The 14,244-nt window shown below is 61.1% G+C and carries 12 protein-coding genes and 1 pseudogene; 8 read left to right on the forward strand and 5 right to left on the reverse strand.

Translation table 11 applies throughout. The features are described from left to right. The 5 genes and pseudogenes from Q4Q11_RS07205 to Q4Q11_RS07225 all read left to right on the forward strand — a co-directional run. Positions 1-264 (forward strand): annotated as a pseudogene (locus tag Q4Q11_RS07205) (tryptophan 2,3-dioxygenase family protein); the annotation flags it as partial. A gap of 304 nt (positions 265-568) precedes the next feature. After that, positions 569-1,927: an Nramp family divalent metal transporter gene (locus Q4Q11_RS07210; protein ID WP_113337380.1), complete on the forward strand. Its 1,359-nt coding sequence runs from the start codon at positions 569-571 to the stop codon at positions 1,925-1,927. 131 nt (positions 1,928-2,058) lie between these two features. After that, a complete protein-coding gene (locus Q4Q11_RS07215) occupies positions 2,059-3,909 on the forward strand; it encodes a M23 family metallopeptidase (protein WP_498569070.1) in 1,851 nt (616 codons plus the stop codon). A 264-nt stretch (positions 3,910-4,173) separates the two neighbouring features. Next, a complete protein-coding gene (locus tag Q4Q11_RS07220) occupies positions 4,174-4,752 on the forward strand; it encodes a TetR/AcrR family transcriptional regulator (protein ID WP_113215043.1) in 579 nt (192 codons plus the stop codon). Positions 4,753-4,859: 107 nt separating this feature from the next. Beyond that, a complete protein-coding gene (locus Q4Q11_RS07225) occupies positions 4,860-5,237 on the forward strand; it encodes a DUF427 domain-containing protein (protein WP_498569071.1) in 378 nt (125 codons plus the stop codon). Here the strand turns inward: Q4Q11_RS07225 and Q4Q11_RS07230 are convergent. From Q4Q11_RS07230 to Q4Q11_RS07245, 4 genes are all read right to left on the reverse strand, one after another. Next, entirely contained in the window at positions 5,234-6,304 is a 1,071-nt protein-coding gene (locus tag Q4Q11_RS07230; RefSeq protein WP_498569072.1) for an ABC transporter ATP-binding protein, read from the reverse strand. The genes Q4Q11_RS07225 and Q4Q11_RS07230 overlap by 4 nt on opposite strands. A gap of 122 nt (positions 6,305-6,426) precedes the next feature. Continuing rightward, the gene (locus Q4Q11_RS07235; RefSeq protein ID WP_015341575.1) at positions 6,427-7,275 is read right to left on the reverse strand and encodes a carbohydrate ABC transporter permease; all 849 of its coding nucleotides are present in this window, start codon (positions 7,273-7,275) and stop codon (positions 6,427-6,429) included. Continuing rightward, positions 7,268-8,206, reverse strand: coding sequence for a carbohydrate ABC transporter permease (locus Q4Q11_RS07240; RefSeq protein WP_113214947.1), 939 nt, complete (start codon positions 8,204-8,206; stop codon positions 7,268-7,270). The genes Q4Q11_RS07235 and Q4Q11_RS07240 overlap by 8 nt, the downstream gene beginning before the upstream one ends. Positions 8,207-8,278: 72 nt before the next feature. Further along, entirely contained in the window at positions 8,279-9,580 is a 1,302-nt protein-coding gene (locus Q4Q11_RS07245; RefSeq protein ID WP_498569073.1) for an ABC transporter substrate-binding protein, read from the reverse strand. Positions 9,581-9,799: 219 nt separating this feature from the next. Here Q4Q11_RS07245 and Q4Q11_RS07250 point away from each other — a divergent pair, with 219 nt between their 5' ends. From Q4Q11_RS07250 to Q4Q11_RS07260, 3 genes are read left to right on the forward strand one after another with little or no spacing between them, the layout of a single operon-like run. Next, entirely contained in the window at positions 9,800-11,002 is a 1,203-nt protein-coding gene (locus Q4Q11_RS07250; RefSeq protein WP_113214949.1) for an ROK family transcriptional regulator, read from the forward strand. Between the two features lie 40 nt (positions 11,003-11,042). Next, positions 11,043-12,143: a Gfo/Idh/MocA family protein gene (locus Q4Q11_RS07255; RefSeq protein WP_498569074.1), complete on the forward strand. Its 1,101-nt coding sequence runs from the start codon at positions 11,043-11,045 to the stop codon at positions 12,141-12,143. A gap of 24 nt (positions 12,144-12,167) precedes the next feature. Next, entirely contained in the window at positions 12,168-12,809 is a 642-nt protein-coding gene (locus tag Q4Q11_RS07260; RefSeq protein WP_498569075.1) for a ThuA domain-containing protein, read from the forward strand. Between the two features lie 96 nt (positions 12,810-12,905). Here Q4Q11_RS07260 and Q4Q11_RS07265 read toward each other — a convergent pair whose 3' ends face one another. Continuing rightward, on the reverse strand, positions 12,906-14,204 hold the full coding sequence (locus Q4Q11_RS07265) for an ABC transporter substrate-binding protein (protein ID WP_498569076.1): 1,299 nt from the start codon (positions 14,202-14,204) through the stop codon (positions 12,906-12,908). Between the last annotated feature and the right edge of the window lie 40 nt (positions 14,205-14,244).

Here is a 14,244-nt window from a genome sequence, read left to right on the forward strand (position 1 = left end):
GACAGCTACGTGGTCGCCGAAGCGCTGGTGGAATATGACGAACTGTTCCAGAAATTCCGTGCCAACCACATCTATCTGATCCAGCGCTCCATCGGGCTCGGCTCGAAATCGCTGAAAGGCCGCCCGGTCGAGCTGCTGCAGGCTGGCGCGCACCATCGGTTTTTTCCGGATCTGTGGGACGTCCGCGCCGACATGACCGATCGCTGGGGCAGCCGATATGGCGTCGTCCGCGATTCCATTTCCAAGCACGACGCCGCCGAATAAGCGCCGGCCGGACGCCCTCTCCCGCCGCGGCCGATGCGCGGCGGACAGCCTCTTGGCTGGGATCAAGCTCCCGGATGGACCTGCAGCCCATCGACCGCCCCCATACTTCCTCCACTCATACAATGTGAATCGGCTGCCTTGCTGGTGTTGCCGCTGAAAACACCGGTTGTCGCCCCCAAAGGCCGCAAAAGGTGAGATTTTGAGTCGCGAAATGCAAAAACCATGAAATATAGCCTATTGCATAAATTTGTTGCCTGGCATATTTCTTTAGTAATTTCGAAATTCGATCCTCCCCGGAGCCCGCATGACGCAAATTCAGGAAGCCGCGACCCAAGATGGCGCATGGAAATTCGCGAGCCGCGACGAAGACGACCGCCCAAGCCTTCCCGAAGTCAACGCCACTGTAAGAGTGCCGTATACGGGGAGCTGGGTCCGGCGCCTGATCGCCTTCCTCGGACCGGGCTACATGATCTCGGTCGGTTACATGGACCCCGGCAATTGGGCGACGGACCTCGCAGGCGGCGCGCAGTTCGGCTACACGCTTCTTGCCGTCATCATGCTTTCGAACCTGATGGCGATCCTGCTGCAGGCGCTTTCGGCCAGGCTCGGCATCGCAACCGGCCGCGATCTCGCCCAGGCCTGCCGCGATCATTACCCGCGGCCCGTGAACCTTGCTCTGTGGTTCGCCTGCGAGCTTGCCATCATCGCCTGCGATCTGGCGGAAGTCATCGGCACGGCGATCGCGCTGCGGCTGCTCTTCGGTATTCCGCTGATCGGAGGCGCGCTGATCACCGCGCTCGACGCTTTTCTGCTGCTGCTTTTGATGAGCAAGGGCTTCCGCTATCTCGAAGCTTTCGTCATCGCGCTGCTGATCGTCATCGCCACCTGTTTCGCCATCCAGATCGCCGCCGCTGCCCCGCCGGTCGCAGCAATCCTCAAGGGTTTCATCCCTTCCCCCGAGATCGTCACCAATCACGAGATGCTCTATATCGCCATGGGCATCATCGGTGCGACGGTCATGCCGCATAACCTCTACCTGCATTCCTCGATCGTGCAGACCCGCGCCTACAAACGCACGGAAGAGGGCCGCCGCGACGCCATCAAATGGGCAACCGTCGACAGCACCGTTGCGCTGATGCTGGCGCTCTTCGTCAATGCCGCGATCCTGATCGTCGCGGCGGCTGTCTTCCACAGCAGCGGCCATGCCGATGTCGCCGAGATCGATCAGGCATACGAGCTGCTCTCGCCGCTGCTCGGCCTCGGCATCGCATCCACGCTGTTTGCCGTGGCGCTGCTTGCCTCCGGCCTCAATTCGACCGTCACGGCGACGCTGGCCGGCCAGATTGTGATGGAAGGCTTTCTCCGGCTACGGATTCCGCACTGGGCAAGACGACTTTTGACCCGCGGCCTCGCAATTATTCCGGTTGTGTTCGTAACCGCCATTTATGGTGAAAAAGGTACTGCCAATCTGCTTGTGCTCAGCCAGGTCGTGCTGTCCATGCAGCTGCCCTTTGCGGTCATTCCGCTGGTCCAATTCGTCACGAATCGCGACAAAATGGGCAGTTTCGTCGTGTCCAAGAGCGTTGCCGTTCTCTCCTGGCTCGTGGCGGCGATTATCCTGGCGCTGAACTTCAAGCTGCTCTACGACACCATCTTCAGTTGACGAATCACCAGGAACACGCGAATCTGGGCCTGTGGACGATCACGGCAATTAACAGACTCGTAATATTTGCCTAGATTTTGCCATGATTTGCCCTAGTTTGAGCCCACCGCAACTGCAGGGTTCCTCACTTCATGGCCGAAAGTCCATTGCGCGTCCAATTTCCTGCAGAGGCTGCAATCCAGGCGCGGCCGCATCATGATTTTCATATTCCGTTCCTGCCGCGCTCCGCCCATCTGCGCCATCTGATCGCCATCGGATTGGCGGGCACAGCATCCTTCGGCCTGCTCGCCACCGTGCTCTATCCCCTGTTGGCGCGTCATACGATCGAACAGGCCGTGCCGGTGCGCACGGCCCAGCTCGAACGGCCGCAGCCCGCACTGCGCAAGGCCAGCCGGCTGGCCGCGAAACAGCGCTTCGACGGAGCCCGCTTCGCGCAGGTCGCGGAAAAGACCTCGAGCGGCGAAACCCGGATTTTCACCTATCATCGCACGACGCTGGTCTTCAAATCCGACGAAACCGCCCTCTTGCGCGAGAACGCCGGCGCCATTAACGCCTCCTATGGCGAGGAACGCACCGACAACGCGGTGTTTTCGCCGCCTTCGCTGTCGGATATCCGCCACGGCATCTATCCGCAGGCTACCCATTATGACGCTGTGCGCCGTTCCCGCTTTCCCGTTCGCGGCGTGCCGCTGAACGTCAGCGTATCCAGGGCCGCGACAAGCGAGCAGGGTCGTGAGTTCCGTCGGCTGGTTTCCATGCCGAAAGACAAGCAGGACCTGCAGGATATCCTCGCTTCGGCGGGCCTTGGCAGCGACGCGGGCGACGAGCTGCAGCGCGCCCTCGAGACCGATACGGTTTCCCCCGGCGACAGCCTGGAGCTGCTGCTCGAGAAGAAAAGCCCCAACGCCCGCCCGAAGCTCATCATGGCGCGCTTGAGCGGCGGAAAGACCCCGGAGCGGGTCGTCGCCCGCGACGACGCCAACGGTTTCGTGCCGATGGCCAACGACCGGCTGTTTTCCACGCTCTATAGCGAAAGCCAGACCGAGGCGCCTTCGTCTTCGGAGGTCGCCGCGGTCGATCTCAGGAATGTCGATGATAGTGACGAGGCGACCGTCGGTTCCAAGCTCGAAAAAGCCGGGCTGACCAAGGAATTCGCCTCGCAGCTCATCAAGCTTGCCAAGGCCAAGGGCATTTCGCTGACCGGCGGCGACGATGCTCCCGACAGCGTCGACCTGCTCTTCCGCAAATCGGACGACGGGCGCAACGAGCTGATGTTCATCGAATTCCATGCCGATGGCGACACGCATCGCTTCTATCTGCACAAGAATGGAGGCGAAGGCTCCTCGGAATTCTACGACGAGAGCGGCCATTCGATCGCGAAGTCGCTCGTGCACCGTCCCGTGCCGAACGGCACGCTCGGCGACGGCTTTGCCTGGCGCATCCACCCCATTCTCGGCGTGAAGAAGTTCCACAACGGCGTCGATTTCCGCGCACCGATGGGAAGCCCCATCCAGGCTGCCGGCGATGGCGTGGTCGAGAAGATCTCCTCGGAGACCGGCTACGGCAAATATGTCCGCATTCGCCATGATGGCGGCTATGAGACCACCTATGCACATATTTCGGCAACGCCGTCTAACCTGCGCGTCGGCCAGCGCGTGACCCAGGGCCAGATCATCGCCTATGTCGGCTCGACGGGCTACTCCACCGGCCCGCATCTCTATTACGAGCTGCGCGTCAACGGCCGTTACGAAAACCCGCTGACGGCACAATTGCCGGCGGGCACCAATCTGACCGGCAAATCGCTCGACAGCCTGCGTTCACAGGTCAACCACGTCGAGAGCATCATGAGCTACCTCGACGTTCCCGCCCGCGACAAGCCGGCAACCGCCTTCTCCAGCTTCGGTCAGGCGCCGAACTTGAACTCCAGCTTGGAACCGGGCCTGGGGCCAAGCTTCGGGCCGAACCACTTCGGCGCACCGTAACCGTAAGCCGGTGGGAAATCCCTGCATACGGCGCCGCGTGTCACATATGACGTACAAAGGTCGCTGTAGCACGTTAAGTCTGCCCGGCCCGATTCCCGAAGGCGACAATGGCGCCTCGATGCCGAATGCGGTAACAATCCCCATACATCGCCGTGAAGAAGATATTGCCGTGCACTATCTGATGAAAATGCCGGATGTGATCACGCCGCAATCCGCAAGGAGCAGACATTGGCGCGCAAGCCGTTGCCGGAGCAAAAGGATAAGATGCCGAACGAAAGCCGGCGCCTCCGCGCCGATGCGCGCCGCAATCGTGACAGGCTGATCGAAGTCGCAGCGCAAGCCTTCGCCAGTCACGGCACCGCCGCCTCCCTGGAAGACATAGCTCGCCACGCGGATGTCGGGATCGGCACGCTCTATCGCCATTTTCCGAGCCGGGAACATCTGGTCGAAGCGGTTTATCGTCACGAGGTCGAAGCACTGTGCGATGCCGCAGAAGAACTTTCGCGCGAGCGGACACCGGATGAAGCCCTGGAAGAATGGATGCATCGCTTCGTCGGATACATCGCGACCAAACGCGGCATGGCCGACAGCCTCCGCATCCTTCTCAACAGCAATTCCAAGCTTTTTGCCGACAGCTACGGCAAGGTACCGGTCGCACTCGCAAGTCTGATCGACCGGGCGGTCGCCGCCGGTGCGATCCGTACCGATGTCGACAGTACCGATGTGCTGCAAGCGCTTTCCGGCACCTATTCCATGCCCAGTTCGCCGGAATGGTATCAGCGCTCCCGCCGCCTCGTGCGCCTCCTGATGGACGGCCTGCGTTGGGGTGCGCGTAGGGGCTGATAATCAGGACGGGCATCCCTATATCTTTTGGAACAAAGACAGTCTGGCTCGGTTCCGTATGAAGGACGCCCAGCCATCTCCTGCAACCTATCTCAGGAAATCCAATCATGCCGGAAAGAGCAGTCAAGATCCCCGGTCCGGATCATCCGATCACGATCGAGAAAAAGCAGGCCCATGTCACCGTCTCCGTCGCCGGCAAGGTGATTGCCGATACGCATGAGGCGCTGTCGCTCAAGGAAGCATCCTATCCTGCCGTCATCTATATTCCGCGCAAGGATGTCGACCTGTCCCTGCTGGAAAGGACCAGCCACGAAACCTACTGCCCCTACAAGGGCGAATGTTCCTATTACAGCATCCCAGCCGGCGGCGAGCGCTCCGTGAACGCCATCTGGAGCTATGAAGACCCCTATGCGTCCGTCAGCGGGATCAAGGACTACATGGCCTTCTATCCGGATCGCGTCGATTCCATCGACGTAAACGCTTAAAGAGCAAGCCCGCTCGACGCATCGAAGACGTAAACCTGCTCCGGACTCACCGAGACATTCAGCGGCTGACCATAGCGCACCGGCGCTTCGCCATCGACAACGGCCGTGACCTGTTCGCCGGAAAGGTCGAAGAGGACATGCGTCTGTGCCCCGGTAGGCTCGACAAGCAATGTCTGCCCGGTGAGCGGCGAACCGCCGCTTGCAAGGCTCAGATGCTCGGGCCTGAGGCCGATCTTCACGCTCTGGCCTGCCTTCACCTTGCGTTCCCGAGCGATGCGGATCGGCGTGCTGTCCTTCAGCCGCACGGCCGGCGCTCCATCGACGCCGTCGACCACGCCATCGAGGAAATTCATGGCCGGCGAGCCGATGAAGCCGGCAACGAAGAGATTGGCCGGCTTGCGGTAAAGCTCGATCGGCGTTCCCTGCTGCTCGATCTTGCCCTGGTTCAGCACGACGATACGGTCGGCAAGCGTCATCGCCTCGATCTGGTCATGGGTGACGTAGATAGAGGTAGTCTGCACCTTCTGATGCAGAGCCTTGATTTCGGAGCGCATCTGAACACGCAGCTTCGCATCGAGGTTGGAGAGCGGCTCGTCGAACAGGAAAACGGCGGGATTGCGCACGATGGCACGGCCCATGGCGACACGCTGGCGCTGGCCGCCGGAAAGCTGCGCCGGCTTGCGGTCGAGCAGCTTGGTAAGATCGAGCATGCGGGCTGCCTCATTGACCCGCTGCTCGATCACCTGCTTGGTCTCGCCTGAGAGCTTCAGATTGAAGCCCATGTTCTCCGCGACCGTCATATGCGGGTAGAGTGCGTAGGACTGGAAGACCATGGCGATGTTTCGTTCGCGCGGCGTCATGGAATTCACCACCTGCCCGCCGATCGATACGTCGCCATCGGTGATTTCCTCGAGCCCGGCGATCATCCGCAGCAGCGTGGACTTGCCGCAGCCGGAAGGGCCGACGAGCGCGATGAACTCGCCGTCCTCGATCGAAAGCGAGATGTCGTGGATGACGGTGAGCGCCCCATAGGCCTTGTGGATGTTGTGCAGTTCGACGGATGCCATGTTGTTTGTGCTCCGATGAGAGCAATTCCAGGAAAAGTGCGTAGCGGTTTTCCGTCCGGAATTGCTAAAACAAAGAGATAGAGCGGTTCAGAGTTTCCATGAAAAGCTGAACCGCTCCAGACTCAGGATTTCACGGCGCCGGCAGTGAGGCCGGCGATGATGTGCTTCTGCGCCAGGAAGAAGACGATGACGGTGGGTAGGATGGTCAGCGTGATGAAAGCGAGCACCAGCTCCCATTCCGTGCCGAATTCGCCGCTATAGACCATCATGCCGAGCGGCCAGGGGTAGATCGAATCCGAATTCAGCATGATCAGCGGCAGGATGTAGCTGTTCCAGCTGCCGACGAAGGAAATGATGCTGACGGTCGCGATGATCGGCCGCGAAAGCGGCAGCGAAATATGCCAGAAGAACCGGATATAACCGCAGCCATCGACAAACGCCGCCTGGAACAATTCTTCCGGAAGGTTTCGAAAATAGTTCCGGAAGAGCAGGATGCTCATGCCGAGACCGAAAGCCACCTGCGGCAGCACCACGCCCCAGTAGGTATTGAGCAGGCCGAGATCGCGGATGCGGATGAAGAGCGGCAGGATGGCGGTCGCCGCCGGAAACATCAGGCCGATCAGGAAATAGTTCAGCAGGAAGTTCGAGCCGAAGAATTTCACATGCGCGAAGGCGAAGGCGGCCATGGCCGAGACCGACAGCGTCAGGAACACGGTGAGCACGGCGATGATCAGCGAATTCATCATCTGCCGCCAGTATCGGTCGCCGAAGAGAATGCCGGTATAATTCTCGAAGTGCCACTCGGCCGGCAGGCCGAACGGATTGGTGCGGAGATCGCCGAGCGTCTTGAAGCCGCCGAGCGCGGTCGTCAAAAGCGGGATCAGCACGATCGCGGCAATGATGGTCAGCGACACATAGAGATAGATCTTCGTGCCGGTGGTCAGTCGAACGGATGAGGCCAGATCAGTCATTGCGCATAAATATCCGTTTGTAGCCGAAGGCGAGGGTGACGCAGATCACGAACAGCACGACGCCGACGGCGCTGCCGAGGCCGACCTGCATGCGGGTGACGCCGAAATTGTAGAGGAAGGTCACCATCGTCTGGGTCGAGTTGAACGGGCCGCCGCCGGTGAGCGGCATGATCATGTCGAAGAGCTGCAGCGATCCGACGACAGCGAAGAAGACGGAAAGACGCAGCGTCGAGCCGAGCAGCGGCAGCGTCACGTAGCGGAACTTCTGCCAGCCTGTGGCGCCGTCGATCTCGGCCGCTTCCAGTACGCTCTTGTCCAGAGATTGCATGCCGGCGATGAACAGCATCATGTGAAAGCCGAAATATTTCCACACGATGACGCCGAGCACGGCATACATCGCCAGATCCTTGTCGGCGAGCACATAGGGCGTCGGCGTGCCAAGGAAATGCGCGATCGCGGCAAACAGGCCATAGTCGCCGTCATAGACAAAACGCCAGATCAGGCCGGCGGCCACTTCGGCGAGCACGTAAGGCAAAAAGAAGATAAGCCGAAAGAGCACGACGCCGCGAATGCGGTGCGCCAGCATCGTCGCCAGCCAGATGGCAAGCGGCACCTGGACCGCAATGGATACGACAATGATGAGCGCATTGTTCTTGAGCGACGTCAGGAAGGCATCGTTCTTGAAGAGCACCTGGAAATTGCGCAGCCCGACAAACTCCGTCGGCGGCCCATAGCCGTTCCAGCGATAAAGGCTGTACCAGGCCGCCTCACCCATCGGCAGGATGACGAAAATGGTAAAGAGCAGCAGCGCAGGCGGCAGAAACAGCAGGATCACGGGCAGGCGGCCACGCGCAGCCGGCGATTTTCGCTTCGCTGCGGGTCTCGCTCTTGCGACGGAGGGCATGGCGGTCGTGGCGCTGACATCGGTCATGGGCAGTCTCGACAGTTGCAGTTCAGGGAAAAACCGGCGCCGGCACAAGGGAGCGGCCGGCGCCGGAGGGCACTAGAGCTGGTCCTGCTCGAAAGCGTCCTGGACCTGCTGCGCGCCATCCTTCGGCGAAATCTGGCCGGAGACGATGCCGACAGCCACGTCGTTGACGACACGGCCGACGGAGGGGCCGAGATCCTGGTCGAAGAAGTTCTGATGCCAGGTCGAATGCGCCAGCTGATCGGCGGCCTCGTGCATCAGCGGACCCTTGACGCCATCTTCGGCGCCGACGGCGACCGGAATGATCATGCCGGCCTGCGCCATGGTGCGCTCGTTTTCGGCATTGGTCAGATAGGCGAGGAAATCGAGCGCCTCGGGCGGGGCCTTCTTCGTAACGGCCCAGCCGTTCAAGCCGCCGAGCGTATCGGTCGGAAGGCCGGCGCCGCCGGTCACGGCCGGGAAGGCGAAGCGGCCGATATTGTCGTTCGCCAGACCTTTGCCGTCACCGGAATTGGTGCGCTGGTTGGCAACCGTATTTTCGAAGCCGAGGATCATCGCAGCCTTGCCGTCGCCGAAGACGCCGAGCGCCTGCGGCCATGTGGTGCCGAGATAGCCGGGCTGGAAGGGCTCGAGCTTGCCGAGTTCGGCTAGCTGTTCGCCGGCCTTGATGATCGAGGGATCGTTGAAGCCGTTGCCCTTGCCGTTCTTGGCGTTGTTGAAGACCTGCTGACCGCCGTCGCGCATCACCAGATAGCTCCAGTAAAAATGGATCGGCCACTTCTCGCCGCCACCGCCGGCGATCGGCGCGATACCGGCAGCCTTGATCTTCTTGACCGCGGCCAGATAATCGTCCCAGGTCTTGATGGCGCTCGCATCGACGCCGGCCTTGGCGAACAAGGCCTTGTTATAGAAGAAGGAAACCGTGCCGAGCTTGTAGGGTACGGCGCTGACCTTGTTGTCGAAGGTCAAGCCCTTGACGGCCGCCTGATTGTAACTCTTCAGCCAGGCGCCATCCTTGGCATTCATCGCTGCGGTCAAGTCGAGCAGCGTTCCGGTCTGCTGTTGCTGCTTCAGCACGCCCCCGCCCCAGCTGAAGAAGAAATCGGGCGCGTCCTTCGATTGCAGCAGCGTCGGCAGCTTTGCCTTGAAGGCCTCGTTGGCCAGGAACTGCATCTCGATCTTCGTGCCGGGATGCTTGGCCTCATACTGATCGGCAATCTTGCGCCACACGGCGACATAGTTCGGATCGGTTTCCAGATGCAGCCATTTGACGACGGTGTCGGCGGCGGCGCCGGTTGCGCCAGCAAGAATGGCCAGACCGGCCGTGGCGGCAATAGCGGCGATGCGAAGGGCGTGAGCCCCACGTAGATGGATCATGATTTTCTCCTCCCAAGGGAACCAAGAGCCTCAATATTTTTTCCCTTATGCGGAATAATTCAGCGGAGCTTTGCCGAAATGTCAACCGTCATCGCTAAATTTTCGCCAGATCGGCCGTAAAACGGCTTGACATTAGGCGACCGCCATAGGTTATTTAATTCGCATTCCGTTAAAAATACCAGGCCGCAGCCGAGCGGGTCGTCATTCGGCGCCATTCTCATGAAGACAGCAGATCCCGAGCTTATGCGGGCGATAAACCGCTTCAATGTGCTGGATACGATCCGGCGGGCGGGCTCCATCGCACGTATCGAAATCAGCGACCGCACCCAGCTTTCGACCACCACCGTGTCAGCGATTACCGCGTCACTGCTGGATGACGGGCTGATTCTGGCGCGCACCGAAGGCGACCTGCGCGAGGCGGCCGCTCGAGGCAGGCCCCGCGTCATGCTCGAACTCAACCCGGATGCTGCGCGCGTCGTCGGCGCGAAAATCGCCGCCAACCGCATGGTCTTCGTCGTCACGGACTTTCGCGGCGAGGTTCTGTCCACGCTGACGCTGGCGCTGCGCGTCGACCGGCAGCCGATCGGCGTCATTGCCGATCTCATCGAGGATGGCGTCCGCCGCTGCGTCGTCGATGCCAATCTAGCGCTCGACGAAATCGATTCCGTCTGCCTCGGCCTGCCTGGCGTCGTCGAACATCGCACCGGCTGCATCCGTACAAGCCCCATCTTCCGCGAAAGCGGTGTCGATTTCGCCAAGGACATGTCGGAGCGGCTGGGCGTCACCACCATCGTCGAGAGCGATGCCCACGCCATCACGCTCGCCCATCACTGGTTCGGCAAGGCGAAAGACCTGGACGACATGGTGCTCGTGTCGCTGGAGCAGACGCTGGGGCTCGGCGTTCTGCATGGCGGCCAGCTCTTTCGCGGCGCCGGCGGCCTCAGCCACAATCTCGGCGACCTCGTGCTCGGCATGGGGCCGCAGGGCATCATCCGATTGGCAAGTCTTGCCGGTGAAAGCGCCATTCTCGGCGACCAGCCGAGCGGCCGCTTTGCCGAAGCCATCCGCCTTGGCCGCGGAATGGCGCATGCCAAGACGCTGATCGATGCTGAAGACAACACGCTGATCAATGCTGCCATCCGCGCCGGCGAGGCCTGCGGCATGGCGCTCGCTAATATCGTCACGCTGTTTGCACCGCCGCGCGTCATTTTGGTGGGGTCGAGCCTGGCGCTCGGCCAGCCCTTTCTCGACAGCCTGCGTGAGGCCTATTCGCTGGCCATTCCGCCATCGATCAAAGGCGTGACCGAACTCGTTTTCGACCAGTCGACCGACGAGACCTGGGCGCAAGGCGCCGCAGTCGTCGCGCTGCGCGAACTCTACGAATCGCCCTGGGGAACGACGGGACCGGCACCGGCCCTTTGATTTCGCGGGACAGCAAAGACAATTCATCTGGAGGAAGCTTATGAACACGGTCGGCATCGGCATCATCGGCTGCGGAAACATTTCCGGCGCCTATCTCACCGCCATGAAATCCTTTCCCATTCTCGACATCAAAGGTGTCGCCGACCTCAATCGCGAGCTCGCCGAGGCAAAGGCTGCCGAATTTGGCCTGAAAGCGGTTGATATCGCTGCCCTGCTGGCGGACCCGTCGATCGAGATCATCGTCAACCTGACCATTCCGAAAGCCCATGTCGCTGTCGGCCTGCAGGCGCTGGATGCCGGCAAGCACACCTATTCGGAAAAGCCGCTCGGCATCAATTTCGCCGAAGGCAAGACGCTTGCGGAGGCCGCTGCCGCCAAGGGTCTGCGCATCGGCGCGGCACCCGATACCTTCCTCGGCGGCGGCCACCAGACGGCACGCGCCATTATCGACGAGGGCGCCATCGGCATCCCGGTCGGCGGCACCGCCACCTTCATGTGCCCCGGCCATGAGCGCTGGCATCCGAATCCGGCTTTCTATTATGAAGTCGGCGGCGGTCCGATGCTCGATATGGGTCCCTACTACATCACCGATCTCGTCAACCTGCTCGGCCCCGTCTCCCAGGTCGCCGGCTTTGCCGTCACGCCGCGCAAGGAACGCATCATCACCAGCGAGCCGCGCAATGGCGAGCACATCCCGGTACATGTGCCGACGCATGTCGCCGGCGTCATGGCCTTTGCCAACGGTGCCGTCATCCAGATCGGCATGAGCTTCGATGTCGCCGGCCACAAGCACGTGCCGCTTGAAGTCTACGGCACCGAAGGCACGCTGATCGTGCCCGATCCCAACCGCTTCGGCGGCCCGGTGGAATTCCTCAAGAAGGGCGGCGAATTCGCCGAGCGTGAGATCACCGCGCCCTATGCCGACGGCAATTACCGCTCTCTCGGCGTTGCCGACATGGCGCATGCCATCCGCTCGAACCGTCCGCACCGCGCCAATGGCAGCCTCGCGCTGCATGTGCTCGAAGTCATGGAAGCCTTCCAGGCCGCCTCCGACAGCGGGCGCACGGTCACCATCACGACGCAAACGGAGCGTCCCGCCCCTCTGTCCGAATCCCTGGTGGATGGGCAGATCGGCCGCTAATTGAGCTAGTTCAGGAGGACTATCATGCGTGAAGCACTTATCGTCTGGGGCGGCTGGAGCGGCCACGAACCGCAGGAATGTGCCCATATTATCCGCGACATGCTGGAAGAGGACGGTTTCAAGGTCTATCTTGAAAATAGCACCGAGGCCTTCGCCGACCCTTCGATCCACGATCTCAGCCTGATCGTGCCGATCGTCACCATGTCGAAGATCGAGAAGGAAGAGGTGAAGAACCTCGCCGACGCGATCGAAAGCGGCGTCGGCATAGCCGGCTATCATGGTGGTGCTGGCGATTCATTCCGCGAAAGCGTCGAATATCAGTTCATCATCGGCGGCCAATGGGTCGCCCACCCCGGCAACATCATCGACTATAAGGTCAATATCACGCGCCCGGACGATCCGATCATGGAGGGGATTACCGATTTCCCCTACACGTCGGAACAATATTACATGCATGTCGATCCCTCGAACGAGGTGCTGGCGACCACGACCTTCACCGGCGACCATGCCTACTGGATCGACGGCGTCGTCATGCCCGTCGCCTGGAAGCGCAAATACGGCCAGGGCCGCGTCTTCTATTCCTCGCTCGGCCACCAGGCCAAGGAATTCGACGTGCCGCAGATGAAAGCCATCTTCCGCCGCGGCGCCAACTGGGCGGCGCGGTGATTGGCGGTAGCATTCGAGAAGGGCACGATACCCCCTCTGTCACTTCGGGACAGAGGGGGTATCAGCGCTCCCGCAAATCGAAAAGCCGAATCCCACTCAGCTCTTCTTGAGCTTCAACTTCGCATTCCCTTCATCCACCAGCCTCTGGGCGGCTTCGGCGACCGTGATCTTGCCAAAGGCAAGCTGATCGGCAATGGGGCGCGCGACATTCACGTCGAATTCCTGGGAGCCCATCGGCGCAGGCGGCGGATAATCGCCCACCTGATCCTTCAGCAGCTGGACGTATTTCACCGTCAGCTGCTCCACCGGATTGAGCTGCGGCAGGATCGCCTCACGCACGGCCGGCGACATCGGCACGCCGCGCTCGACGCCAAGGATCTTGCCGGCTTCGACGTCGTTGACGAAGAAATTGATGAATTTTGCCGCTGCTTCGCCATTCTTGCTGGTGGCGCCGACGCTCCAGATCAGCGCCGGACGGTAGTAATGCCCTGACGGGCCGTCCTTCTTTTCGCGCGGCAGCATGGTGATGCCGAGCTTGCTCTTGACCACAAGCTGGTAGCCCACGAGCTGGTTGGAATAGGCCATGCCCATCGCCGACTTGCCGAGCGCCAGGCAATTGCTTTCGATGACGTTCTGGTCGAGCGTCTGCACGTCGGGCGGCACCGTGCCGCCGCGTTTGCGCAGTTCTTCCCAATAGGAATACCATTCCTTGGCATCGTCGACGCCGAAACCGAGATTGCCTTCCTTGGTAAACAGGCTTTTCCCGCGCTGGCGCATCCAGGCATCGAGCACGTAATTGTAGCGCGCACCATAGGGGCCACCCCAATAGGCGCGCTTGCCGGCCGCCTTGGTCATCTCCACGGCCAGATCGGCATACTCGGCCCAGGTCGTCGTCGGACCGGGCGGGGTCAGACCGGTCTTCTGAAAGATCTCCTCGTCATAGAACATTGCGAAGGAGTTCAGCCCGAGGCCGACGCCATAGAGCTTGTCGTCGATCGTCGTCAGCTTGAGCACATCCTTGCCGAAGGCATCGATCTTCAGGGTCGAGGGCACGAACGGATCGAGCGGCATGCAGGCGCCGCGCTGCGAATAGTCCGAAATCGTGCTCGGCTCGAGCTGGAAGACATCCGCTATGTTCTGGCTCGCCATTCCCGTTGCGAGCTTGGCCCAATAGCCGTCACCGCTGATGCTTTCGCCGACGACGGAAATATCCGGGTTCTTGCTGTGGAACAGCTCGGCGACGGCGACCGTGCGCTTGCCGCGATCGGGCGAGCCCCACCACATCGCCCTTAACTGCGTCGCATCGGCAAAGGCCGGCATGGCTCCGCCAGTGAGGGCGAGACCAGCCGCTGCCCCAGTGGCTCCGATCATGAATGAACGGCGATTCATGCGCATGAGATTCCTCCTTCTCTTGCGTTTGTCATCCGCGGCGATC

The sequence above is a fragment of the Rhizobium sp. UFLA01-1127 genome, from assembly GCF_059803845.1.

What these genes read in the sequence shown, in the direction of transcription:
- Q4Q11_RS07210 (WP_113337380.1), top strand. Translation starts at nt 569, where the DNA reads ATGACGCAAATTCAGGAAGCCGCGACCCAAGATGGCGCATGGAAATTC.
- Q4Q11_RS07215 (WP_498569070.1), top strand. Translation starts at nt 2,059, where the DNA reads ATGGCCGAAAGTCCATTGCGCGTCCAATTTCCTGCAGAGGCTGCAATC.
- Q4Q11_RS07220 (WP_113215043.1), top strand. Translation starts at nt 4,174, where the DNA reads ATGCCGAACGAAAGCCGGCGCCTCCGCGCCGATGCGCGCCGCAATCGT.
- Q4Q11_RS07225 (WP_498569071.1), top strand. Translation starts at nt 4,860, where the DNA reads ATGCCGGAAAGAGCAGTCAAGATCCCCGGTCCGGATCATCCGATCACG.
- Q4Q11_RS07230 (WP_498569072.1), bottom strand. Translation starts at nt 6,304, where the DNA reads ATGGCATCCGTCGAACTGCACAACATCCACAAGGCCTATGGGGCGCTC.
- Q4Q11_RS07235 (WP_015341575.1), bottom strand. Translation starts at nt 7,275, where the DNA reads ATGACTGATCTGGCCTCATCCGTTCGACTGACCACCGGCACGAAGATC.
- Q4Q11_RS07240 (WP_113214947.1), bottom strand. Translation starts at nt 8,206, where the DNA reads ATGACCGATGTCAGCGCCACGACCGCCATGCCCTCCGTCGCAAGAGCG.
- Q4Q11_RS07245 (WP_498569073.1), bottom strand. Translation starts at nt 9,580, where the DNA reads ATGATCCATCTACGTGGGGCTCACGCCCTTCGCATCGCCGCTATTGCC.
- Q4Q11_RS07250 (WP_113214949.1), top strand. Translation starts at nt 9,800, where the DNA reads ATGAAGACAGCAGATCCCGAGCTTATGCGGGCGATAAACCGCTTCAAT.
- Q4Q11_RS07255 (WP_498569074.1), top strand. Translation starts at nt 11,043, where the DNA reads ATGAACACGGTCGGCATCGGCATCATCGGCTGCGGAAACATTTCCGGC.
- Q4Q11_RS07260 (WP_498569075.1), top strand. Translation starts at nt 12,168, where the DNA reads ATGCGTGAAGCACTTATCGTCTGGGGCGGCTGGAGCGGCCACGAACCG.
- Q4Q11_RS07265 (WP_498569076.1), bottom strand. Translation starts at nt 14,204, where the DNA reads ATGCGCATGAATCGCCGTTCATTCATGATCGGAGCCACTGGGGCAGCG.